The sequence below is a fragment of the Bdellovibrio sp. HCB209 genome (genome assembly GCF_047306065.1).
GTDB lineage: Bacteria > Bdellovibrionota > Bdellovibrionia > Bdellovibrionales > Bdellovibrionaceae > Bdellovibrio.
The window spans coordinates 2,732,917-2,753,000 of the sequence record NZ_CP178618.1; the positions used below are offsets into that span (position 1 = coordinate 2,732,917).

The 20,084-nt window shown below is 45.4% G+C and carries 24 protein-coding genes and 1 tRNA gene; 10 read left to right on the forward strand and 15 right to left on the reverse strand.

Features of this window, described 5'->3' with window-relative positions:
• Positions 1-95 precede the first annotated feature (95 nt).
• Complete coding sequence (locus ACLVWP_RS13280) at positions 96-644, forward strand: hypothetical protein (protein ID WP_413557870.1); 549 nt, start codon at positions 96-98, stop codon at positions 642-644.
• Positions 645-708: 64 nt separating this feature from the next.
• On the forward strand, positions 709-1,137 hold the full coding sequence (locus tag ACLVWP_RS13285) for a hypothetical protein (RefSeq protein WP_413557871.1): 429 nt from the start codon (positions 709-711) through the stop codon (positions 1,135-1,137).
• Positions 1,138-1,149: 12 nt separating this feature from the next.
• Here the strand turns inward: ACLVWP_RS13285 and ACLVWP_RS13290 are convergent, their stop codons facing one another.
• The gene (locus ACLVWP_RS13290) at positions 1,150-1,968 is read right to left on the reverse strand and encodes a TIGR02147 family protein (protein ID WP_413557872.1); all 819 of its coding nucleotides are present in this window, start codon (positions 1,966-1,968) and stop codon (positions 1,150-1,152) included.
• Between the two features lie 217 nt (positions 1,969-2,185).
• On the opposite strand from ACLVWP_RS13290, the gene ACLVWP_RS13295 reads away from it, so the two are divergent.
• A complete protein-coding gene (locus tag ACLVWP_RS13295) occupies positions 2,186-3,055 on the forward strand; it encodes a hypothetical protein (protein WP_413557874.1) in 870 nt (289 codons plus the stop codon).
• Positions 3,052-3,819, forward strand: a complete 768-nt coding sequence (locus tag ACLVWP_RS13300; protein ID WP_413557876.1) for a hypothetical protein — start codon at positions 3,052-3,054, stop codon at positions 3,817-3,819. The genes ACLVWP_RS13295 and ACLVWP_RS13300 overlap by 4 nt, the downstream gene beginning before the upstream one ends.
• A gap of 12 nt (positions 3,820-3,831) precedes the next feature.
• Here ACLVWP_RS13300 and ACLVWP_RS13305 read toward each other — a convergent pair whose 3' ends face one another.
• Positions 3,832-4,488, reverse strand: coding sequence for a hypothetical protein (locus ACLVWP_RS13305; protein WP_413557878.1), 657 nt, complete (start codon positions 4,486-4,488; stop codon positions 3,832-3,834).
• A gap of 233 nt (positions 4,489-4,721) precedes the next feature.
• Between ACLVWP_RS13305 and ACLVWP_RS13310 the strand changes: the two genes are divergently transcribed.
• Positions 4,722-5,150: a hypothetical protein gene (locus ACLVWP_RS13310; protein WP_413557880.1), complete on the forward strand. Its 429-nt coding sequence runs from the start codon at positions 4,722-4,724 to the stop codon at positions 5,148-5,150.
• 14 nt (positions 5,151-5,164) lie between these two features.
• A complete protein-coding gene (locus ACLVWP_RS13315; protein ID WP_413557882.1) occupies positions 5,165-5,632 on the forward strand; it encodes a hypothetical protein in 468 nt (155 codons plus the stop codon).
• A 60-nt stretch (positions 5,633-5,692) separates the two neighbouring features.
• Here ACLVWP_RS13315 and ACLVWP_RS13320 read toward each other — a convergent pair whose 3' ends face one another.
• The gene (locus ACLVWP_RS13320; protein WP_413557884.1) at positions 5,693-6,055 is read right to left on the reverse strand and encodes a hypothetical protein; all 363 of its coding nucleotides are present in this window, start codon (positions 6,053-6,055) and stop codon (positions 5,693-5,695) included.
• A gap of 470 nt (positions 6,056-6,525) precedes the next feature.
• Here ACLVWP_RS13320 and ACLVWP_RS13325 point away from each other — a divergent pair, with 470 nt between their 5' ends.
• Positions 6,526-7,050 carry a transposase gene (locus tag ACLVWP_RS13325; RefSeq protein WP_413557886.1) on the forward strand — a complete coding sequence of 175 codons (525 nt, stop codon included), beginning with the start codon at positions 6,526-6,528 and terminating at the stop codon, positions 7,048-7,050.
• 52 nt (positions 7,051-7,102) lie between these two features.
• Here the strand turns inward: ACLVWP_RS13325 and ACLVWP_RS13330 are convergent, their stop codons facing one another.
• From ACLVWP_RS13330 to ACLVWP_RS13385, 12 genes are all read right to left on the reverse strand, one after another.
• Positions 7,103-7,984 carry an endonuclease I family protein gene (locus ACLVWP_RS13330; RefSeq protein WP_413557888.1) on the reverse strand — a complete coding sequence of 294 codons (882 nt, stop codon included), beginning with the start codon at positions 7,982-7,984 and terminating at the stop codon, positions 7,103-7,105.
• Between the two features lie 104 nt (positions 7,985-8,088).
• Positions 8,089-9,036, reverse strand: coding sequence for a rhomboid family intramembrane serine protease (locus tag ACLVWP_RS13335; RefSeq protein WP_413557890.1), 948 nt, complete (start codon positions 9,034-9,036; stop codon positions 8,089-8,091).
• Positions 9,033-10,238: an RDD family protein gene (locus ACLVWP_RS13340; RefSeq protein ID WP_413557892.1), complete on the reverse strand. Its 1,206-nt coding sequence runs from the start codon at positions 10,236-10,238 to the stop codon at positions 9,033-9,035. The genes ACLVWP_RS13335 and ACLVWP_RS13340 overlap by 4 nt, the downstream gene beginning before the upstream one ends.
• A 39-nt stretch (positions 10,239-10,277) precedes the next feature.
• Positions 10,278-10,898 (reverse strand): hypothetical protein, encoded by a 621-nt coding sequence (locus ACLVWP_RS13345; RefSeq protein WP_413557893.1) that lies wholly within the window; start codon positions 10,896-10,898, stop codon positions 10,278-10,280.
• Between the two features lie 141 nt (positions 10,899-11,039).
• Complete coding sequence (locus ACLVWP_RS13350; protein ID WP_413557895.1) at positions 11,040-12,245, reverse strand: S41 family peptidase; 1,206 nt, start codon at positions 12,243-12,245, stop codon at positions 11,040-11,042.
• Between the two features lie 98 nt (positions 12,246-12,343).
• A complete protein-coding gene (locus ACLVWP_RS13355) occupies positions 12,344-12,790 on the reverse strand; it encodes a helix-turn-helix domain-containing protein (protein ID WP_413557896.1) in 447 nt (148 codons plus the stop codon).
• Between the two features lie 187 nt (positions 12,791-12,977).
• Entirely contained in the window at positions 12,978-13,856 is an 879-nt protein-coding gene (locus tag ACLVWP_RS13360) for a S1 family peptidase (RefSeq protein ID WP_413557897.1), read from the reverse strand.
• A 23-nt stretch (positions 13,857-13,879) separates the two neighbouring features.
• Positions 13,880-14,707, reverse strand: a complete 828-nt coding sequence (locus tag ACLVWP_RS13365) for a S1 family peptidase (protein WP_413557899.1) — start codon at positions 14,705-14,707, stop codon at positions 13,880-13,882.
• 16 nt (positions 14,708-14,723) lie between these two features.
• On the reverse strand, positions 14,724-15,554 hold the full coding sequence (locus tag ACLVWP_RS13370) for a S1 family peptidase (RefSeq protein ID WP_413557901.1): 831 nt from the start codon (positions 15,552-15,554) through the stop codon (positions 14,724-14,726).
• Between the two features lie 254 nt (positions 15,555-15,808).
• Entirely contained in the window at positions 15,809-16,348 is a 540-nt protein-coding gene (locus tag ACLVWP_RS13375) for a hypothetical protein (RefSeq protein ID WP_413557903.1), read from the reverse strand.
• A 189-nt stretch (positions 16,349-16,537) separates the two neighbouring features.
• Entirely contained in the window at positions 16,538-17,053 is a 516-nt protein-coding gene (locus ACLVWP_RS13380) for a hypothetical protein (RefSeq protein WP_413557905.1), read from the reverse strand.
• Positions 17,054-17,136: 83 nt separating this feature from the next.
• Positions 17,137-17,910: an AMP nucleosidase gene (locus ACLVWP_RS13385; RefSeq protein ID WP_413557906.1), complete on the reverse strand. Its 774-nt coding sequence runs from the start codon at positions 17,908-17,910 to the stop codon at positions 17,137-17,139.
• A 79-nt stretch (positions 17,911-17,989) separates the two neighbouring features.
• Between ACLVWP_RS13385 and ACLVWP_RS13390 the strand changes: the two genes are divergently transcribed.
• From ACLVWP_RS13390 to ACLVWP_RS13400, 3 genes are all read left to right on the forward strand, one after another.
• The gene (locus ACLVWP_RS13390; RefSeq protein WP_413557907.1) at positions 17,990-18,874 is read left to right on the forward strand and encodes a pirin family protein; all 885 of its coding nucleotides are present in this window, start codon (positions 17,990-17,992) and stop codon (positions 18,872-18,874) included.
• Between the two features lie 111 nt (positions 18,875-18,985).
• On the forward strand, positions 18,986-19,786 hold the full coding sequence (locus ACLVWP_RS13395; RefSeq protein ID WP_413557909.1) for a hypothetical protein: 801 nt from the start codon (positions 18,986-18,988) through the stop codon (positions 19,784-19,786).
• 124 nt (positions 19,787-19,910) lie between these two features.
• Positions 19,911-19,986, forward strand: a tRNA-Arg gene (locus ACLVWP_RS13400).
• The last annotated feature ends 98 nt before the right edge of the window (positions 19,987-20,084 follow it).

A 20,084-nucleotide genomic window follows, 5' to 3' on the forward strand; every position in this document is an offset into this window, starting at 1 on the left:
TACCTTTTTAGTAAATATAAACCTACTTCTCGCACCAGTCTTTGATTAAAACCCCTTCAACGGTTCACAAAACAAACACTACGAAGGAGTATTTAATGAAAAAAATTATCGCAACAATCGCAATGGTATTGGTTTCTCAGGCTGCATTGGCTGAAGTTGAATTCTATGACGGCACATTAAACATCGTATTTGCAAATGAAGAGGGCGCTTTTACAGCAATCACTGGTGATTTGTCTCAAGTTGTGTACGACAACCTTAAAGGCAAATTTTCCATCGGTGATGCCAAAGGTAATGAGAAATTCTTCTGTGGAACTGCTGCCGTAGGCATGAGCTGCATCACTGGACTTACAGACATCACATCCATGAAGCACACTGAAATTCCGGTAGTCGCTATCTTTGACGATGCAGACGCCACAGGACTTGTGATGTTCTCCGGTCAAGACGCTGAAGCAGCTTGGGCAGGCATGGAGAAAATCGAAGAAGTTAACCATGAGTTTCTTGGTTCTGGAGTAAAACTTGGTAAAGAGCTTCTGTGTATCAAAGCAGAAAAAGTATCTGAATCTGCTTGTGGATTGATGATCGACGTAAACGGCAAAGTCTCTGCGCCAACAACGCTTCAGATGACAAATGCACTTTTGAAATAATCGAAATTTTCAATACTAAACTCGGTTGCCGCCGCCCCTCGGCGGCAGACCGCAAGGACCTTATATGAAATCTCTTTTTTGGGCTTTGCTATTTATACTTTCTCCCCTAACGTCGCTGGCTCAAGCAATGCAAATTGCTGAAATCACAATTCACTCAGCAAACGACAACGGTGCTGTGGGCTCAACGTCGGGAATTTTTGCAGCTATACTCTACTCGAAGCTAATAACGGAAGAATTACCCTATCAGGAAAATGGTCTCGAAAAGACCTGGAAAAATGGGCAGGATTACTACTGCACAAAAACTTTGAACACTTTAGCTCCAGATGTGCAATGTCATCTATTCTTTGCAAACTTAAAGTCCCTTCCACACCCCGAATTTATCATCAGTATTCGATTCGATATTGAATCAGAGACCATGACTGGCTACTCGCTGAACGCTGAGATCAATCAGATCCTTATCTGGAATGTGACGGCAGGACGAATCATCAATTAATACTAATTTAAATTAAATCATATCAAAGAGATCCATGCACAAAACATGGGTCTCTTCGCCGTCGCTGTTGCCTACAATTTTTGAAGCATCTTCAATCGCCTGCAAAAAAATCTCACGAATTTTCTTATAGTCTTCTTTGGTGCAGCTGAATGGCACCGTAAAACAGATCTCATGATCTGCAATCACTTCTAAACGAGTCAAATTGCGAGTTCGCCAGTTTGTGTGGTGTCGAGTCGCCCACTGAGATTTTGCATCCACATGAGTTTTCGCAGCACCAATACGCACTCGCCCCTTTTCCTCGACGAGCAAACCCTTTTCAAGCATGAAGTCCACCATTTCGGTCAGGCGCTGGCGAGTCAGGTCCAACATTTGAGCCATCTCATTCAAGTCAGGAACCTTCTCAAGGGATGCAAGCATACGAATTGCACTGTACTTCCAACTGGAATAAAAAACCGATTGATCATACGTGGTCAGCTTCTTATTTACGGATCCAATACGCTTACGAACTTCACTAAATGTAGCCTTTTGTTCCTCAATTTGTTTCTTGAGTCTCTTACGTAAACTCTCGTTCCCGGCACGCTCTAAAGAAACCATATTCAGGAAAAGATCCGCTTCCGATTCGTTCATCCCATCAAAGTCACAGAACAAAGCCCCCTGCTCCAATGTCAGATCACGGTGACCATTCAAAATCTGGCTGAAGAGAGTCGTATGAATCCCCAGTGCAGATGAAATCTTACTAGCCTGCCCGCGCCCCCCATTAGGTTGGTACTGGATAAATGCCTTCAGATAGTCACGGTAGTTACTGAATTGCCAGATCTGTAGCTTGTTCATGGAAGTCACCTCACGCGACGTACGATTTCATATATTTACAATTAGGTAAATATATAGTTATCAAACTAGTAAAGCGGCGTTCCACAAGATCCCTGGCCTCACCCGCAGGCCGTCCAAAGGCATATCTCGCTGAAGTCTTTACATAAACGTAAATAAAGGCAGGGATATTTACAGAACTTTCCTTGGATTTTTAAAGACCGGTTGATAGAAGCTGGGCATGAAAACAAAGCTGGTCACAAATATTTTTGTAGTTACTCTGACATTGTTTTTTTCGAACTACTCTCCGGCAGCCAGCCCCGTCGCCGATATCTTCACACCTGGCAGTACCTCTGACTACACCGAACAATTTATCGACTTCGGAAAAATTGCAGCAAAAAAAATCCGCAGTGTTGCAAACTTCCCTGTAACTGATGAGCAAATGCTTCAGGCCGTTCTTTCTACAAGAATCGAATTTACTAATGATCAACTGTTCTCGCCCGAAGGTATCCAGGTTGATGCTTTGAACTATCCTGGCCAGGGACTCATTCGCATCAACATCGACAGCTGGTTTCGCTATCGTTGGTCCGAAGAGAATCGCATGCAGCTTGTGATTCATGAGTATTTGGGAATTCTACGAGTCGATGACAGCAAATACGCTTGGACACAGTACCTCATGAACGGTGGCGCTTTAAAAGGCTATATTGCCTGTGAGTACTCTGTTGCTGGCAAACCCTACTATCTCCGCTATGACAACTACGGCTCAAAAGCCCTTAAGACTTACGACTATTCATTTGTTTTTTATAGCGGTGAAGGCTTCGCAACTGCGCCAGTGACACGAACACCGGCGACAATAACCTCGCTCAACTTTAAATGGTCAGATTTAATTACTGGAAACTGGCAGAACTTTGTCAACTGGGCCATTGGAATTTCCTGGTATCATGAAGACATAGCTCTTCACGGCAGAGCAACACTCACCCACATGTCTCAAGCAGGAAAATTTCTGATGGACGTTTATGAAGTGAATGTCTTTAACTCTTCGGGAGTGATGACCCCACGCCATTTCATGACTCTTACTTGCGAAAACATCGAAGTATCGGAGACACCATGAGATTTGCAATTCTCTTTTTGATCATAAACCTCCTGAGTCCGATTTCTTTTGCCAAAATTTCAGAGGGTGGCTGGGATAGCGGCGGTGGTTCTGGGTTCGCAGCCGAATTCACATCCTTGGGGCGCGACCTCGCTAAACATATCAGCGGCATCCCAGGCCTGCCATTTTCCGAATCCCAATTTCTGGACAAGGTAAATCGTGTTGCCGTTGAGTTTACAGATGAAGACTTGCATGACAGTGCGCAAGTCTATCCCCAATCGAACCTGATTCGCGTTTCTCGATCCGCGTGGAAAACGAACACAACTCAACTGGAGTTGTACAGAGCTGAATTCGTTCTGCATCTTTATATCATGGCAATGGGTATCGACGATTCTAACTATCAATGGACTCAAGTGATCCTAGATGGCGGCCAAGCCATTCATTCCTATGAATGCACATTTGGCTTTTTTAGTACAGAAACTCTGTCGATCCGTTGGGTGGACCTTAACAATGATGGTTACGGCGACAAATACGTCGGCACCTTATTCGTATCCTCAATCATCGCCAAATCTAAAACAGCGATCAATGTTACCGAGATCGAGCATGGGATCGTTCTTAACTGGATCAGACTCACAGGTGGAGTTTACGTTCTGTTGCCAAAGGTCTCTCTGAATCAGCTCCGCCCTTTTAAGGCAGATATTAGCAAAATCAAATCCTATACTGAATCCGGCGCCCCGATCATCGAAACGGACGGCACAGTCACATGCCGCCCCACTAGCTACTAAATACGTCAGAAATTAAATATCCAAAGACCGATCTCCTAAAGATCGGTCTTTTTGTTTTTGGGGACTGCGTGGATTCACAGTTTGCAGAGCATTTAAGGCATGCGCTTCTCGCAGAAGCTCTGCAGTCCCCACTCCCCATCGAGAAAATATTTTTGCCATTGATAAGACCGGGATATTCAATATCTGCACATCTGACTTGGGAACAATAAATAAAGAACCACTTAAAGGAGCCGGCACACTGGGAGTGAAGATCACATAGTTTTGTTCAAACTCCTCCACTACATAAACGAGCGCATTCATTTCATCTTCACGCTTCAACAGCGCAGCCTGAAACATTTTTTGACGTTCTGAGGGAATCAAGCGTTGGGAGAAATCCTTCAACCCTCGATAGACGGAAATGCGATTCAGAATATTTCGTTCAATCCATCCCCCCGTGGCTCGGCCCCACGAGGTCAAAGCGACAGCTCCTAAGAGCAAAGACGCCACCGCTAAAATACTCATGGTAACAAGCTCCGAGGCGATCGCCCGAGACTGATAAAGTTCTGGAAAAGCCGAACTAGCTATCGGAGCCACCATGCGATTGCTGACACTGACAACTTTTCCTAAAAGGAACAGCAATAAAAGCACTGGCAGAATCACTCCAGCCGCCGCAAAGAAACTGGCTTTCAAATACGCCTTCAACCCAGTCATTTTTAGCCCCCATATTTCTATTTAAACAGCTGATAAGACTGCCTAAAAGGCCCCTTAAATCGGGCTGCCAAGAGTCAGCCTCGGCGTCGACAATCTGGGCGTATTTCTGCAAAGACTTCATGGTCAGGGGGACAGGATTGGCTCTATTTCATTTAAAGCTGGCGCGGAGTTTGTAATAGATGTGCACGGACAATAGCCTCAAAGGGATGTATATGAAGCATTTTATGCTTATAGTTTTAGCCATGATTTTGGGATCTCAAGCCCAAGCCTCGGTATCATCGAATGAGTTCGTTGATAAGTTCGTGGCTGCCGTGAACCGCCGTTTGGTTGTTACCAACCAGGATCGCATCATGGAAAAGAAAACGATCTATTGCACGGGCCTGCGCCCCGCTCAGATCGAAGCCATTTCGAACATTTTGCGTGAAGATTCCGAGATAACGGTTCAAACCTTCATGGCAAAAGCCTCTCAAGAAATTAAGTGCTACCCAACCCTATTGCCGCAACTAAAACGCAGTGGCTGGGACATACTGACTAAATCTTATTGGAAAGACGCTGAACTGGTAAAAGCGACGCTGGCTGATTTAGGCCTGAACCAACGCTCACACCTTGAAGCAAAACTTCTCGACAGCCTGAATCCGTAAGAAAGAAGGATAAAATGAAAAAGCTAATCGTACTTGCGATGACATTGATGATGGGCCTTCAAGCGGAAGCCTCTGTAACTGCGAAAGAGTTCGTTTCTGACTTCGTAGAACAGGCCAACCGCCGTTTGCACTACACAAACCTAGAAAGAACAGCCTCTAAGAAAAGAACCAACTACTGCGCAACTATCAGTGCGGAACAAACGAAACTGATTGCAGACATGGTGAACAAAAATCCAGAGATCACTGTGGGTGAGTTCACAATGCAACTGGGTGATACTTTGAAATGCTTCCCTGAATTCTGGTCTCCGTGGAGCCGCAAGAAAACAACACGTGGCATGTTGGTAAATACCAAAGCCTACGTGATGGACATCTCCTTGATCCAAGATATCTTGGCTGACCTGAACGAAGGCAAATTGCCGAAAGAGCACACGAAGCTCTTGGACTCTTACAATAACTGGGACTTCCTAAAAGGTTCTAAGTAACAAAAAAACCCGCTGTAAAAAGCGGGTTTTTTCGTTTTGGACCTTTATAAGCTTTAAGCCTTACTCGCCGACGGAACGAGATGTTTTGATCAGCTTACATGCGCCTGATTTCGTATTCGTGATCTCTACACGAACCGAGCGATCCAAGGGATAGTCGATATCATAGTCCGAAGAACCTTTATAAAGGTAAACGGTCACATCATAGGACTCGAAAACATCGCCATTTTTTAGGTCAATGGAATCATCAGTCACCGGGCGGCCGGCTCTGAACTTATAGTCTGTAAGGAGCTTACCGGCCTTTACGACCTCGCTAATCATTTGGTTCAAGGCATGCCCTGCCGCCTCGTTTTTACAGTTAATGCCAGCGGCCTGTGCGCCAGAAACGAAACCAAAAGTAAGCAAACCAACCATCAAGAGCTTCATACAACCTCCCTATTTACGGTTCACAAAAGTACCCAGTGGACAGAAAGAGGTCACCTTGCAAACCCACAATAGTTTAAGAATGCGTTCCCTGGGGCCGAAGATGAGAATGAAAAAATGCGGAATATATAGGCAGGAAAAGAAAAAGGCCGGTATTGCTACCGGCCTTTATAATCTCATTTAAAATAGAGGTGAGCACATCATGCACCCGAGTACCTTCCTTGGTATCACCCCTCCCGTAGAAATAATTAGACATGCATGTTGAACACAATGCAAGCGCCTTTGTTTCATTTTTTTAAGATTTTTTAAGTTCCATGCTTTTTTGTTAAAAAACCGCCGACCGAGATGCCGTTCATCACGATTCCACAAACATGAAGTAAAGCTTTACTCACAGCTTCCAAAAATCAATTCATTTAACAGTATTTACAACAACTTAGTTGCCACGCTTGAAGTACTTTAATATACCATCGTTCATGCAAAAGGCACGCTTCGACGACCCACGATTGCATTCAACCCAAGCTCACGGTGGTACGCTGTTTAAAAAAGCGCGTTATCGCTGTCGTCGTCCCTTGAGCACCAAAAATTCGCTGCAAGTGGTTTTAAGATCGAGCGAAGCCAAAGGTTCACTCAGTTTTAGAAAGCACGGAAACTGGAAGCAGATCGAAACTCTGTGCCGCGAGTTCGCCAAGAAATACAAAATCAAAATCGAAGCCTTCGCCAACGGAGGCAACCATCTGCACTTAACCATTCGCCTGAAAAGTAAAGACACCTACACCCCGTTCATCAGATCATTGACCGGAGCCATTGCCTTAAAATTGACTGGCGCCAATCGCCACCAAAAGAACAAAACCAAGTTCTGGGACTTCCGCCCCTTCACCGCGATCGTCGAAAGAGCCAAGCACGCGTTGAACAATTATGTATCATTGGATTTTCTAAAAGACTTCGCCATCATCCCCAGAATTGGGATCCTAAACTACCAAGAATGGCCTCCGCCATAATTCGGGCATAAAAAAAGCCCGGTCAGTGCCGGGCTTGATTTCTGAACTTCTTTTAGAAGTCGTTAATTGAATCGACCATGTTTGGATAATCGATGAATGGATTTCTGTTGTTCTGAGCATCAAAGATCTTGTTATTTCTTTCGATCTCTTCGCTATCAGGAGGATTCTCACGATTCCACTTACGCAAGATCACTTCTTGCTCTGCTGGAAGTGGAAGGTCATAGCGCAAAGAGAAGTAGAACAACGCGCGAGCTACGTGACCTTTGTGATTTTGCGGTGGTTCGAAAACCTCGTCGCTATCACCATCACCCACACCGAAACGAGAAGCCTTACACTTCAAAGTTTGCGTGTCAGAGTGAACCTCACCAAACCATTGGTTGCCACGGATGGAATTCAATTGAGAATCCGTTGGGAACAAGTGGTGAAGATCTGATTTTTGTGTGTCTTTATCAAAGCGACGGTTGAATTTGCTTTGTGGCCATGTGTGCTCAACGTTGATCACTGTGTTGTCAGGGATCGAACCTGGAGCAGGAGTACCTCTGCCGCGGAAGTCTGCGCGAGTTTTGTAGTTATCGCAGTAAAGGTCTTTCACTGCATACGTGTTCGAGTTTTGATCAAAGGAAAGATAGAACTTACCCATCAACCAAACGCGTGCACCGTTGTAACCGATTTTCTGATGAGCGTAGCAACCCTTAGCTGCTTGGCAATCAGAGACGACAAGGTCGTAACCATTTTCTTGAGGAACGTGGAAGCTGCGAAGAACAGATTTAATTCTGTAGACAAGCTCTTCGTTGGATTTACCAGCCGCAAGATCTTGATAGAATTCTTCTCCGTAGTATGGAATCGCTTGCGATACCTGAGCTGCAGATGCAACTCCTACGAAAAATAACGATGTAAATACAATCACTGACTTAATGAGCTTGGTTAGCATCATTCGGGTCCACCATTCAAAGTAAGGGGGTGATTTTCAGCCTCTAACGCTGCTCAATTTGCCTAAGACCCTTACCTTCTGTCAATGGCCCTATAAAAAAACCCCGGTCAGGGTTCTGTTAAGGAATTTGTCGCGGTCCCAATGCCTTCGCGAAATGCAAAACCGCCTAAGATACCGAAAACACTGCCACCTAAGTGCGCGGCATAGGCTACACCGGAGCCCAAGCCCTCTGGGGTTGCCCAAAAACTCGCCAAATCAGTCACCAAAAAGAGAGGAATAATCATGAGTGTTGGCAAATAGATAAATCCATAATGCTCTGGCATCGGCGATACGAAGAACATATAGCGAGTCTTCCTTTTAACCTGAGCCACGCAGTAAAACGCCAACAGCGCGCTAATAGAGGCGCTCGCGCCTACCATAGGAATCGCCCCATGCCCTTGGGACCACAGAAAGCCCAAGCCTCCTGCGATGCCGCCAAAGAGATAAACGACCAATAAAGCCGTACTCCCCGCCAGGGCTTCCACAGCGGCTCCCATAACGATTAAAAACATCAGGTTCGATAACAGATGCATCCAATTAGAATGGGAGAACTGATAGGTAATCCACGACAGCGGCCCCTTTTCCAGGGAGCTTAAGCCAAAACGGAACATGAGCTGTTCCTTGTATTCGGTGCGGAACTTTTTAAAGTCCTTTTTCCAAGAGGCGATTTGAACTTGGTCGCCTCGGTAGGTGCCCACTTCGGCCGTCTCCAAAAACTTGGCATCGCGAAGGGCATAAGCACCTAGGATCGTCATTTGTTCTGAGTTGGAGCTACTCATTTTTTGCACCCACTCCGGGGATTTCGCGAGTGAGTCGGCAGGCAAGGTTTGCAGGTATTGATAATACAAACGCCCCGTCAGAGTCATACCTTCCACTTCAAAAAGTTTGCTATCAGTAAGATCTGCTTTCGCGCCGCTAAAAATCAAAATGAAAATAAAGACATTCAAAAAGGTCAAAGTGATCGTCAATGGAAAGCGCTGATACTGCTTAAGATCTTCGGGGCATGGGATGATCATTGCACACCATACTTCTCTTTAAAGTCCTCAAGCCACGGTTTGGTTTCAACACTTGCAGGCGCACGCCCGCGTTTTTCATTGGAGGATCTTTGCAATCCCCAAATCGAGCGAACATATTTTTTATCTAACGCCTGACGAAGAGCTGTTACCGATTGCAACTCATCAATCACTTCAAGGCTGCCCACATAATCATGCTGATTGTATCTTTGCTCGGCTTCTAGAATTTGCGTGACCCAAAGTTTGTGAGACGCATCTGCAAGCTTAATGTCATCTGGATTATCCAGATACTGAGCTAGTACACACCCTGTGGAGGTTTTCTCTTCGCAGACTTTACTCAAATAATCAGTGCGCTCAGTGCCTTCACTTAAAAGGAACTTGGCAAAATAAGCCATGGACTGAGAGTTCACCGGATCGCCCCACAAAGATAGCTCAGCCTCCTTATTCAAGCAGTCCGCAGAAATCTCTTTAAGCAAAAACAATGACAGAGCCGCATCCAAACGCTCCGGCCCGTGCAACTCTCTGTCTTTGATTTCTTTACAAGCACTCACACCCGCCTCTGCCGCGACTTGATAGTTTGGCAAAGACAATGTGTTGTAAGACTTAACTAAGGCAACAAAGCCGAATAGAGCAAAGAAAGAAAAACTCAAACGCAACCATGAACCCATCACTCTTTGTTCCAAAGGTTTTGGTCCCGTGTCGTGTTGTTTTTTAAGAGTCACCACCATCGTGTCAGAGGCCTTCTCATGGAAAGCACGGCGTAACGGATGACTTAGAACTTCCAGAAATGGCAATGCAAATAGCAGGAAGGTTCCACACCAAGCCGTCGCACGCACCAAGCACTGACTTGGTGAAAGGCGTTCTTGAGGCTGAGGATAAGAGATCACTCGCAGCTGCAAGAAATACTGGCCGGGAGTTGCTTGCCAGAAATACAACGATAAGGCTTGCATTAAAACCACAATCACTGTCGAAACCACAAAGATCAAACCGACCGCAGCAACACCGTATTCAGATTGTGAGTTTAATAAGAAAAATGTTTTTGATTGGCGCACCAATCCCGCGATCAACAGACTCACGGTCGGCGAAATGATCAAGAAATCCAAAATCAACGCAATGAAACGATCCACAACGAATGCGATCGCAGGCTCTTGCTTGAACTGCTTGGAATTATTGATTTCTGGAGCCGACAGATCTGGAAATAACATACAGATCGTATCGGCTTGAAACAGGTCGGACTAAAGGAATTACTGAGTAAATTTCAGAGAGTGAATGCGGCCTTCTGCATCGATAGCGAAGTGCGCTTGACCCACGATAGTCTTGGAGTCGTCAATGAGGCTGTAAACTTGTTCAGAAGGATCGCTGGACTGAGCCAACGTTACTTCAGAATATTTAATGCCAAAAGCATCTGCATACTTTTTCAAAAAGTTTGCTTTGTTACCGATGGCCATCGCCTTCTCACCGGCTTGCGCGTCGATGAATTCAAGACTCAAAATACGGCCTTCAGAAAGCTTCATGCCGTATTTACCTTCAAGGTAACCAAAGATCAGATCATCACGCAAAGTCGGCTTTTCAGCCAACGAAGCTACCAGACCTGTTTTTTCAGCGGAAAGTTTTTTAGCGATTTCGTGCTCCCACTTTACATCACGGGCAAATACACCCGGTTCAAAGCTGGCGATACCACGATTGCCACGAGCACCCAATGCTGAGTCTGAATTTTCAACTAGCCATTGGTTTACAAACACAGTCATCAACGCTACGGAAGCGATTGAAAGCACAAGGACGGCTTTTTGCTCCTGGACTTTGTCCTGGAATCTTTTACGGAAAGATCGTTCTTTAGGAAACTCAATCACTTTAGCATTCCCCATGTTCTGTATTCTCCTCGCAGTGGTCATTCAGTAACTACCCTTGCGAAGGGCGTGCCGCACCCTTGCGGCTGTTTAATTAATTATGACCGATAATCAATTGAACACACGTACAAAACTTGATTGACGTCTCACATTGGGACTCTAGTCCTGGAAAGATTTTACCCAAGAATCAATGCCAGACTGCATTTGCGGCAGATTGTAATAGAGCACTTTGTCTAGCTCCACCCCGTTCCCCTCAATGCGACGACCCTTCGCACTTACGTAAAGTGCTTCGGGAATCGAAATCTGCACACCCGAAGCAATTTCTTCCATCGGATACCAAACTCCCACTAGTAATTGCCCACGCGAAGGGGCACCACGCAAAACAGCACCCTTCACTTCTTTAAGACCTTGCGAAACCATCTCCGCAACGGATGATGTTTTGCTGTCCACCAGAACCTTGATATTTCCCGTATAGCAGCCTGGATTGCGGAAAGTCCTTAAACTCACTTCACGATTTTTCTCTAAAATCTCAAGTTGTTTTTCGTCATCAATCAAGTTTGGCATCTCGGCCTTACCGTCATGAGACTTTGGTTTTTCCAACTTTCCAATCAAAGTAGGCTCACAGATAAACAGTGATAGAAAGCGCAAACCGGCGACAAAATTTCCGCCGGCATTATTACGTAAATCAATAATCACCGAGCGCGTGTCGCGCATACCCGCAGCGATGGCTTTTAGTTTTTCGTCTTTAAAAAAGTCAGCACGGAATGACGGAACTTCTAATAAAACCGTTTTTTCGCTGAGCTTGGTTAATTTCATGTTGTCATTGCGCTGTACGGGACCAGGATGAATTTTAATCGCGAACTCATCAGCTCCACGACGAATTTGATAGTCACCCGCTTCGGACTCCATAGCCCACGAGCTCGGTTGTTCACCGTTGATGGTGACAATCACGTCGCCTTTTTTAAAACCTAATTTTTCGGCAGGAGAATTTGGCAAAACTTTGAAAACAACCAGCTCGCTATCAACGAACTCTCCTGCTAAACCAGTGACGCGAACTTCACCCTTCCAGATCCCCTTCACCGAAGGAGCATCATAGATTTCTAAATGAGAGACCTGCAACAGCCCCAGCACATTATTGATATCGCGAAGAATAAGATCTTTTTTTGAATAAGGTGTCACCAAACGACTGCGATCCATGCACGTGCGTCGCCAGTCTTTCAATTCACTATCAGGCAAATATATTTTATCAGAGACAAGATCGCACACCACAGGGTATGGGTTCACGAAAGTCTGATTGATCGTGAACTGAAAGGCTGCATAGGAGCAGGCCAATGTCAGAATGACGGCGGCGATTTTTTTTAACATTATCTACGAACCCTTAACGAAAAAATGGACTCCACCAAAGTGGAATCCATTTTTCCTTATCCTAAAGCATTTTGAATTGCCCAAGACATCTCGAAAAATTAAGCGGCAACCACTGTTTTCTTCTTGCGAGCTGCAGAAGGGTCGATGTGGTATTGCTTAACTTTACGATACAAAGTTGCGCGACCGATACCCAAAGCTTTAGCAGCTTCAGTTAGGTTGCCTTTGTATTGAGCGATCGCGTTTTCAATCGCGTGTGCTTCCATCTCTTCCATTTTTTGAACGTTAGTAGATGTTGCAGTTGGCGTTGGAAACTGGATCAAGTTGTTGCTGTGATTACCAGAATCAGTTGTTACTGGGCTGTTGCCAGAGATCAACGCTGGTACGCCAGCAGAAAGTTGTTGTCTGAAAAATGCATTATCAAGACCCTCTCTCCACTGTGCAGATGAATAAGCCTGAACTGTCACATCGTGCTGCTCCCAGTACTTCTTAGCGTTTTCTACGGTTTCCTGGTTATCGCTCACCACGATCATTACTGTGCGTGACATTCTTGTCCTCCCTATTTGAAACAATTAGCGATCATATTTGACTCACTTTGTACCTATCGGCGTTTCATCGTGAGAATTTAGGGCTAGTTGCAAATATTTTTTGAGACACTTTAACGAGCCAGAATCACTAGACTTTTGGAGGGTCTCAAAATACCTGTTGCATTCAAATTTGTGAATTTCGTGGTCTTTATTGGACCGCTAAAGGCGCCCGCACAGGACGTTCGGGGGAGGTTTGAGGCAATACGAACTGAGGCAAATCGGCCTCAAATTGATCAGCAACACTCAGAATATACTGAGCGTACTTAGAAAGGCTTGTGTAATCACTGAAGTGACGGCAATCAAAATACCCAGGGCGAGCCGCGTGAGTTGCTCCTACGACCAACCAGCCACTCTCTGTCTCGAGATAAGCAGGGCCACCGGAGTCGCCAAAGCAAGCACCCTTCCCGCTCGTCTGATCGATCACTAAGAATTCCTCGACAATAGAGTTCAAAGTCACTTCGACTTGATTCATGCTTTTCGCACGGGAATCCGTTTCGTCATCAGTCATCCCGAAGCCCGCTAGCAAAAGTTTGCTTTCCGAAGGAATCTGATCCGTGTCTGCATGAATGGCGATGGGAGTGAATTCTCGAGGAGCATCATAGGACAGCTTTAACAACGCTATGTCATGCTCCGTCGTCCAATACTTATCCCCGTCAACCCCTGGCTTCTGAACATTCCTATATTCAGGATGTGAGGTCGATTGACTGACCTTGATCATTGATTGAGTCGCCTGCGGAAGCTTTTCACCCAAAGAAACATAGAGCGGAGTGAATAAGGATTGCAGACAATGAGCCGCCGTCACGACCAGATCTTTTGAAATCAAAGTCCCCGTACAAACGAACTCGAGGCCTCTGCGGCTTTCAGTATAGATTGAAACCGTCGCTTGGCGTGCAAAGTCGGTTTCACTTACCGCCGTGCCACCAATGATTTTTCCAGAGTTAATATCAGAAAGAGAATAGCTTTGAGGAGCTTGTCTTGCACAAGCCGCAGTTAGAATTAATAAAAAGATAATTCCGAACTTACTCAAAATCTATTCCCCCGATTCACGCCTTATTTGATAGGCGTTACAAATTGTGGTTGATCACCTTGCATCGTATTCGCTGCATAAATCAAGAAGTCCTTGTAGTTAACAAGGAGTGTATAACCACCCAAAGAGTGGCAATCGACATATCCATACTCAGGACCGCGAGTTGCACCCGCGACAACCAACCCGGCAGAGGTTTCGATATATGCTGGACCACCGGAGTCGCCATTGCAGGCTCCCGTACCTTTTGTTTGGTCGGTCACCAGATCCATGTCTCGAAGGTCAGCAACAGATACGACAGTCTTTTGTAGGACATTGGGTTTTGTACCCCCCTGTTCATCAGTGCGACCCCAGCCGACCAATGTAACTTGATCGCCCTTATTAATAGCTTTGCCGTCACCCAATACTGGTACCGGAACAAATCCTGCTGGTGCATCTGTCACAAGCTTCACGACAGCAACATCATTAACCGACCCGCCAAGTTCTTGAATGAACTGGAAGCCTTGATGACTGATCGCCTCCGCGATTTCAACCAGACGCGGGTCATCCCATTTATCTGGCTTGGTTGCACCAAACATGATTTTAACCTGATTGTGCTCAAGCAAGTTCGTACAGTGCGCAGCCGTCACCACTAAATTTTTTGAAATCAAAGTACCTGTGCAATACTGAGAGGGCACACCAGCATCACCTTCGATAACCAGGCCCACAGTCGATAAAGCATAAGCCTCAGAATCCAAAACAGCAGTCCCGGCAATAATCGAAGCCTTTTGAGAATCGTCAATTTGTGCGACCTGTACCGAATTTTTAGTACAAGCAGCCAAAGCCAACATCGGGATTATTAAAAGTTTCTTCATACGTAAAATCCTTCAATCATTCTTCAATGTAAACTGGAGCTTCGCCACCAAGAACAGGAATTACCTTTTGCAAGAATTCTTTAAATCCTGGCAAAGAGGAATACACCACATTGTGACTGCAATCTTGCGAACCCGCAGCCGCGCCACTTGTTGCACCGACAACTAGTAGTCCTCTGTCTGTTTCAATAAACGCAGGTCCACCAGAGTCACCCCAACAAGCACCTGTCCCGTGAGTTTGATCGACTTCGATTAATTTACCCGTAAGCTTTGCGATCTTGACTCGAGTCGTTTGCATAATCTTGGACATCGCATTTTGGTTTTCTACGGTACGACCGAAGCCTGCCAAAATCACTTCTTGTCCAACAAACAACCAAGAGGGGTTCCCAAGGATCGCTGCTGGTTTCGCAGTTTTAGGAGCCGAAGTTAAAAGCTTGATCACAGCCACATCATTGAGTTCGTCAATAGGTCTAAACTCCACGTAAGTACGAGGGTTCACCATATCATAGGTATAAGCGCGCTCGATCTCTCGCAGCTCGCCTTCATTTTTAGAACTAAATGTTTCGGAACCAAAAGAAACTTGAACTTGATAGCCGCTTTGCAACGGTGCCACACAGTGGGCTGCCGTGACCACGAGGTCTTTAGAGATCAAAGTGCCCGTACAGAATGACTTGGTACGATCTGCATCGACCATAACCAATGCCACGGTCGCTTTTTCAATGTCGCTGCCCACCTCAACGTTCGCGCCGTTGATGATAGCTTCGCCATTAGCTAAACGCTCTGGCCCTGAATTCTTAGAATTTGAGCAAGCTGCTAAACATAGCAAAGACAGCAGAACCCATTTATTCATCAAACTCTCCAAGTAAAAAGTGATGAATTCCACTAAGCTAAAAGTGGGCCATATAAGGAAAGACTCATAAGCTATAAATTAGATTTGGAACACTCGCTGTTACCGCCACCGGGTAGCATTTACCCGGCGAGGTGACTAAGGATTGGTCAGGGTGATTCTTGTCGCGGGTTACCGCCTGGATTTCGGCAAGAATTCCAAATAAAAAAAGACCGCCTTGTGAGCGGTCTTTTTAGAAATCTAATTTTTAGATAAAACTATCTACGGCCAGATTTGATTTTCACTTGAAGCTTAGAGATCAAGTGAACAGCCATTTTTTCTTGCACGCGGCACATTTTAAGTTCGTCGCGGCGGTAAGATCTTTGAGAAGGAGTCAAAGTTCCTGTCTCAAGTTCCATTTCGTAATCCAACTTAGAAGAACGGATGCCTTCTAGTTCTTTAGTTTGTGTTTTGAAAAGCTTCGTTACGCCAGACAATGGAGCAACTTCGATCCACTCTTCTTTACCACGGTACCAGCTCACCATACGCAAGAAGCGAGCTTTGTTTTTCGCTAGCGTAAATTTTGGGAAACCTGTGTCTGGAAGCTCAAGGATGTTTTCAACATCATCAAGATTCAAGTCATCTTCTTCACCTTCGCCAAGAAGGTTATCAGAAAGTCCCGCTAGTGCTGCAGCTTCCATTTCTTCATCTACGTCGATATCGAAAGCTGACGTTTTTTTGGATTCCTTCTCATTATCAAGGTCCAAATCCAAATCTGAATCCATTTCTTCGGCCATGTTATTGCCTGGATTGATCAAAGCGAGCCTCCCCGGAGTACATTATCTTTTTAAATACTGTTTGAAAGTGGGAAGAGTTATATCGCAACTTTCCCGATGACACAATATGTTAATTGCGTGAAAAAAGGTGAAAATCCCAAATCCTCTCTGAAAAGCCGAATGCTGATCCATTTTCTCATTCGGCTTTCAATGCTTAGTTTTTGCGCATCCCTAGCGATAAGCCGTCACATCCACTCGGAAACCACCGGGTTTTTTCCAAAAGTATTTATTACTCGCTACCACCTTGATGGCAGTAATTGGACGACCATCCAAAAATGACAATCTCGTAGTTCCCGCTGTGAGTTCACCCATCAAATTGTACTCATAACGGCTGCCTGGGTAGTCCGCATAGAAGACCTCAACGGATTTAATTTTTACATTATTACGTGTCCCCTGAAGCTGAATGCGAGTGACCTTATTCCACGTGCTATTCGGATAGAACGTAAAGGTGCGCTCTTTAAAGCGTCCCGTATCCCCTGCGCCCAAGCCATAGTCTCTGGATGGCCCTGACGGCGGTTGTGGTTGCTGAGGGGGCTGTGAGCCCGGGTCTTCAGGATAAGGGTTCTGTGGAGGCTGTGGTGCGGGATCAGAGTGTCCTGGATCGTCAGGAAGGGGCATCGGAAGATCCTCCTCTGCATAGGAGAAGGAAAGAGAGAAAACAGTCAGAACAAGTACAATCCATTTCATGGCGCTGGCCTCCTTAATCTCCTCAGAGAATAAAAATCCAGCGCCTCTTTCAATCATTGATCGAATGGAATGTCAGAAAACAGCTAGTCAAAGCGAAGATGTTTTACAGATTCGCCAGAGTCACGTAATTCACGAAGTGCGTCGATACCGATATTCAAGTGCTTATCGACGTAATTCGTCGTCACTTTTTTATCGCTCTCTTCCGTTTTTACGCCGTCTGGGATCATCGGGTTATCAGAAACCAACAACAAAGCGCCGCGAGGAATTTCGTTAACGAAACCGGTTACGAAAATCGTAGCCGTTTCCATATCCACCGCCATCGCGCGAGTTTTAGTTAGGTATTCTTTGAAATGATCATCATGTTCCCAAACGCGACGGTTTGTCGTGTAAACCGTTCCCGTCCAATAATCGCAGTTATGCTTTGCAATCATCGAAGAAACTGCACGCTGCATACGGAACGATGGCAACGCAGGGATCTCTGCTGGCAAGTATTCATTACTTGTTCCCTCGCCGCGGATCGCAGCGATTGGCAAAATAAAGTCACCCAATTGGTTTTTCTTTTTAAGACCACCGCATTTGCCCAAGAACAAAACGGCCTTCGGGTTGATTGCAGACAAAAGATCCATACAAGTTGCAGCCAGAGCGGAACCCATACCAAAATTCAAGATCGTGATGTTTTCAGCCGTCGCACTTTGCATCGGACGGTCCAAACCTTGAACCGGAACATTGAATTTTTCTGCAAACATTTTAACGTAATTGCTGAAATTAGTAAGCAAGATGTACTGCCCGAACTCATTGAGAGGAACGCCTGTGTAGCGGGGCAACCAGTTATCGACAATTTCCTTTTTTGTTTTCATAGTTATCCTTAACTTTTCTATCGTCAGATGAATTGATCAAGGATAGCATGCTTTTATTGAACAGAAAAGGGGCAATAATATGAGCATCGCTGAAAACAACATCTTGATGGAGATCCCTCCGCGCCTTCTCTCTTTAGGTGGTGGTTCCGAGGTGCATCGCATGATCCCTTACGCAAAAAAGCGCATGGTCGGCCCCTTCATTTTCTTTGATTATTTTCCAGCAACAGAATTCGGCCCCCAGGATGGTATTCACGTGCGTCCTCATCCGCACATTGGGCTTTCAACGTTGAGTTACCTTTTAGAAGGTCAAGTTCTGCATCATGATAGCTTGGGTAATAAGCAACTTTTAAGCCCAGGTGATGTTAACTGGATGACAGCGGGTGATGGGATTTCTCACTCGGAAACAACACCTGAAGATCTTAAAAACATTCCCCACCGCCTGCACTTGTTGCAGTTTTGGGTGGCCTTGCCATTAGCAGAAGAAGATCGCAAACCAAGTTTTAAACATCATCCCAAATCATCAATCCCCCGCTTCAAAGTCAAAGATGCTGACGTCGTGATGATTGCGGGATCTGCCTTAGGCCATGCCTCCCCGGTTGAAGTGTTTTCAGATTTATTCTTTATGGATGTTCATTTGAAAACCGATAAAGAATTTTACTTTGATCCGCGCGGCGATGAACTGGCGTTTTACATTTTAAAAGGTCGCTTGAAAGTTGGAGAGAAAAGCATTCCGCCAGATGATTTTGTGGTGCTAACACAAGGCTCACCTCTGCATGTCTTTGCAGAAGAGGACACACAGTTTATCGTCCTCGGCGGCACGCCTTTCCCAGAGCCTCGTCACATCTATTGGAACTTCGTTTCTTCATCAAAAGATAAGATTGAAGTCGCCAAGCAAAGATGGGCCGATTTAAGCTTTCCCCAAGTCCCAGGGGAACCTGACATCATCCCCCTGCCTGACAAATAAGGGCAATCGTCAGTTTTCTGACGGTTATAAATAGAATTATCATTAGTTCTCCTTGGTACCGGATATGCACAATGAGGGGCGGAGCCCGACGCCCTTTTACCAGGAGATTCTATGAAGTCCATTTTAGCTGCTCTTTTTATACTCACGAGTGTGAATGCCCAAGCGGTGACAACGGCTATAAATCCTTCGTCTGAATTCATCACTTCAATTGAGGGCTGCAATTTGAGATGGTGGTTTCGTGGCTCCAACGACAATAATCCCATCGGCGATATATCTTGGACAGGCGGATGCGTCGGCAATAAAGCCCAAGGATTCGGATTTGCGTCTAAGGTCTCAAGCAACCACGCTTATTTTGGAAGTTTCTCTGCCGGAGATCTAGGGGAGAATGTATTTCTTGAAGTAACTGATGGAGCAATTACCCCCTATAAATTAGACTTTTCGCGCGGGTTAAAAGTTACTACTGACAACATAGACAAATCGACCTTAGCGAAGGTCATGGATCAGTACAGCAAAATGAAATCCAAAAATCCTAAGACAGGATCGACGTCAAAAAAATCTTCTGGCTCAACAAAAAAGTCTGACAGTTCTAAATCGTCCACTCACAAAGCATCTAGCTCAGTGACTCCCCCTCCGATTGCTATGCTAAAACAATACGAGGGCACTGCGGTTGCGTGTACGGAATATGCCTTAGGTGCTGCAGGCAATGAAATCGTCAACAAGCTATACTCTGAAATCCATGCCGAGGGGATGTGTCCTCCAGCTAAAGGTGTCGCTAAAGCTCTTTATTTCTCGATTACAACGATTGAAAAAAGTTGTAGTCCAGCCGAGATTGCAAACGTTGCCGATATGGCAGATCTGCGCTCGCAGCTTCAAGAGGCTGTCGACATTATCAAGTTCTCATGTGTTAAATAGGAATTAGATTCCCCGGCAGTAACGCGCGCGGCGCATCACAGTATCAGTTGCTTTACAATAAGCATCACAGGTAGTCTGAGCCCCGGATAGAGCACTTGGAAAAACCCAGTGCTCTTTTCATGTTGCAGTCGTAGTTCAATGGATAGAGCACTTGGCTTCGAACCAAGGGGTTGCAGGTTCGAGTCCTGCCGACTGCACCACTTTTCTTTTCAACTAGCTTCCACTTTTATTACGCATGCCGTTTCGATTGACCCCACACGTATTAGCAAATACCTCTGAAGTCGTTCTAAAAAATCGA

Coding starts and splice junctions, on each gene's coding strand:
- ACLVWP_RS13325 (WP_413557886.1), top strand. CDS start 6,526: ATGCAAAAGGCACGCTTCGACGACCCACGATTGCATTCAACCCAAGCT.
- ACLVWP_RS13300 (WP_413557876.1), top strand. CDS start 3,052: ATGAGATTTGCAATTCTCTTTTTGATCATAAACCTCCTGAGTCCGATT.
- ACLVWP_RS13310 (WP_413557880.1), top strand. CDS start 4,722: ATGAAGCATTTTATGCTTATAGTTTTAGCCATGATTTTGGGATCTCAA.
- ACLVWP_RS13350 (WP_413557895.1), bottom strand. CDS start 12,245: ATGTTAAAAAAAATCGCCGCCGTCATTCTGACATTGGCCTGCTCCTAT.
- ACLVWP_RS13295 (WP_413557874.1), top strand. CDS start 2,186: ATGAAAACAAAGCTGGTCACAAATATTTTTGTAGTTACTCTGACATTG.
- ACLVWP_RS13345 (WP_413557893.1), bottom strand. CDS start 10,898: ATGGGGAATGCTAAAGTGATTGAGTTTCCTAAAGAACGATCTTTCCGT.
- ACLVWP_RS13340 (WP_413557892.1), bottom strand. CDS start 10,238: ATGTTATTTCCAGATCTGTCGGCTCCAGAAATCAATAATTCCAAGCAG.
- ACLVWP_RS13390 (WP_413557907.1), top strand. CDS start 17,990: ATGAGCATCGCTGAAAACAACATCTTGATGGAGATCCCTCCGCGCCTT.
- ACLVWP_RS13335 (WP_413557890.1), bottom strand. CDS start 9,036: ATGATCATCCCATGCCCCGAAGATCTTAAGCAGTATCAGCGCTTTCCA.
- ACLVWP_RS13355 (WP_413557896.1), bottom strand. CDS start 12,790: ATGTCACGCACAGTAATGATCGTGGTGAGCGATAACCAGGAAACCGTA.
- ACLVWP_RS13330 (WP_413557888.1), bottom strand. CDS start 7,984: ATGATGCTAACCAAGCTCATTAAGTCAGTGATTGTATTTACATCGTTA.
- ACLVWP_RS13380 (WP_413557905.1), bottom strand. CDS start 17,053: ATGAAATGGATTGTACTTGTTCTGACTGTTTTCTCTCTTTCCTTCTCC.
- ACLVWP_RS13320 (WP_413557884.1), bottom strand. CDS start 6,055: ATGAAGCTCTTGATGGTTGGTTTGCTTACTTTTGGTTTCGTTTCTGGC.
- ACLVWP_RS13315 (WP_413557882.1), top strand. CDS start 5,165: ATGAAAAAGCTAATCGTACTTGCGATGACATTGATGATGGGCCTTCAA.
- ACLVWP_RS13285 (WP_413557871.1), top strand. CDS start 709: ATGAAATCTCTTTTTTGGGCTTTGCTATTTATACTTTCTCCCCTAACG.
- ACLVWP_RS13385 (WP_413557906.1), bottom strand. CDS start 17,910: ATGAAAACAAAAAAGGAAATTGTCGATAACTGGTTGCCCCGCTACACA.
- ACLVWP_RS13290 (WP_413557872.1), bottom strand. CDS start 1,968: ATGAACAAGCTACAGATCTGGCAATTCAGTAACTACCGTGACTATCTG.
- ACLVWP_RS13365 (WP_413557899.1), bottom strand. CDS start 14,707: ATGAAGAAACTTTTAATAATCCCGATGTTGGCTTTGGCTGCTTGTACT.
- ACLVWP_RS13395 (WP_413557909.1), top strand. CDS start 18,986: ATGAAGTCCATTTTAGCTGCTCTTTTTATACTCACGAGTGTGAATGCC.
- ACLVWP_RS13280 (WP_413557870.1), top strand. CDS start 96: ATGAAAAAAATTATCGCAACAATCGCAATGGTATTGGTTTCTCAGGCT.
- ACLVWP_RS13370 (WP_413557901.1), bottom strand. CDS start 15,554: ATGAATAAATGGGTTCTGCTGTCTTTGCTATGTTTAGCAGCTTGCTCA.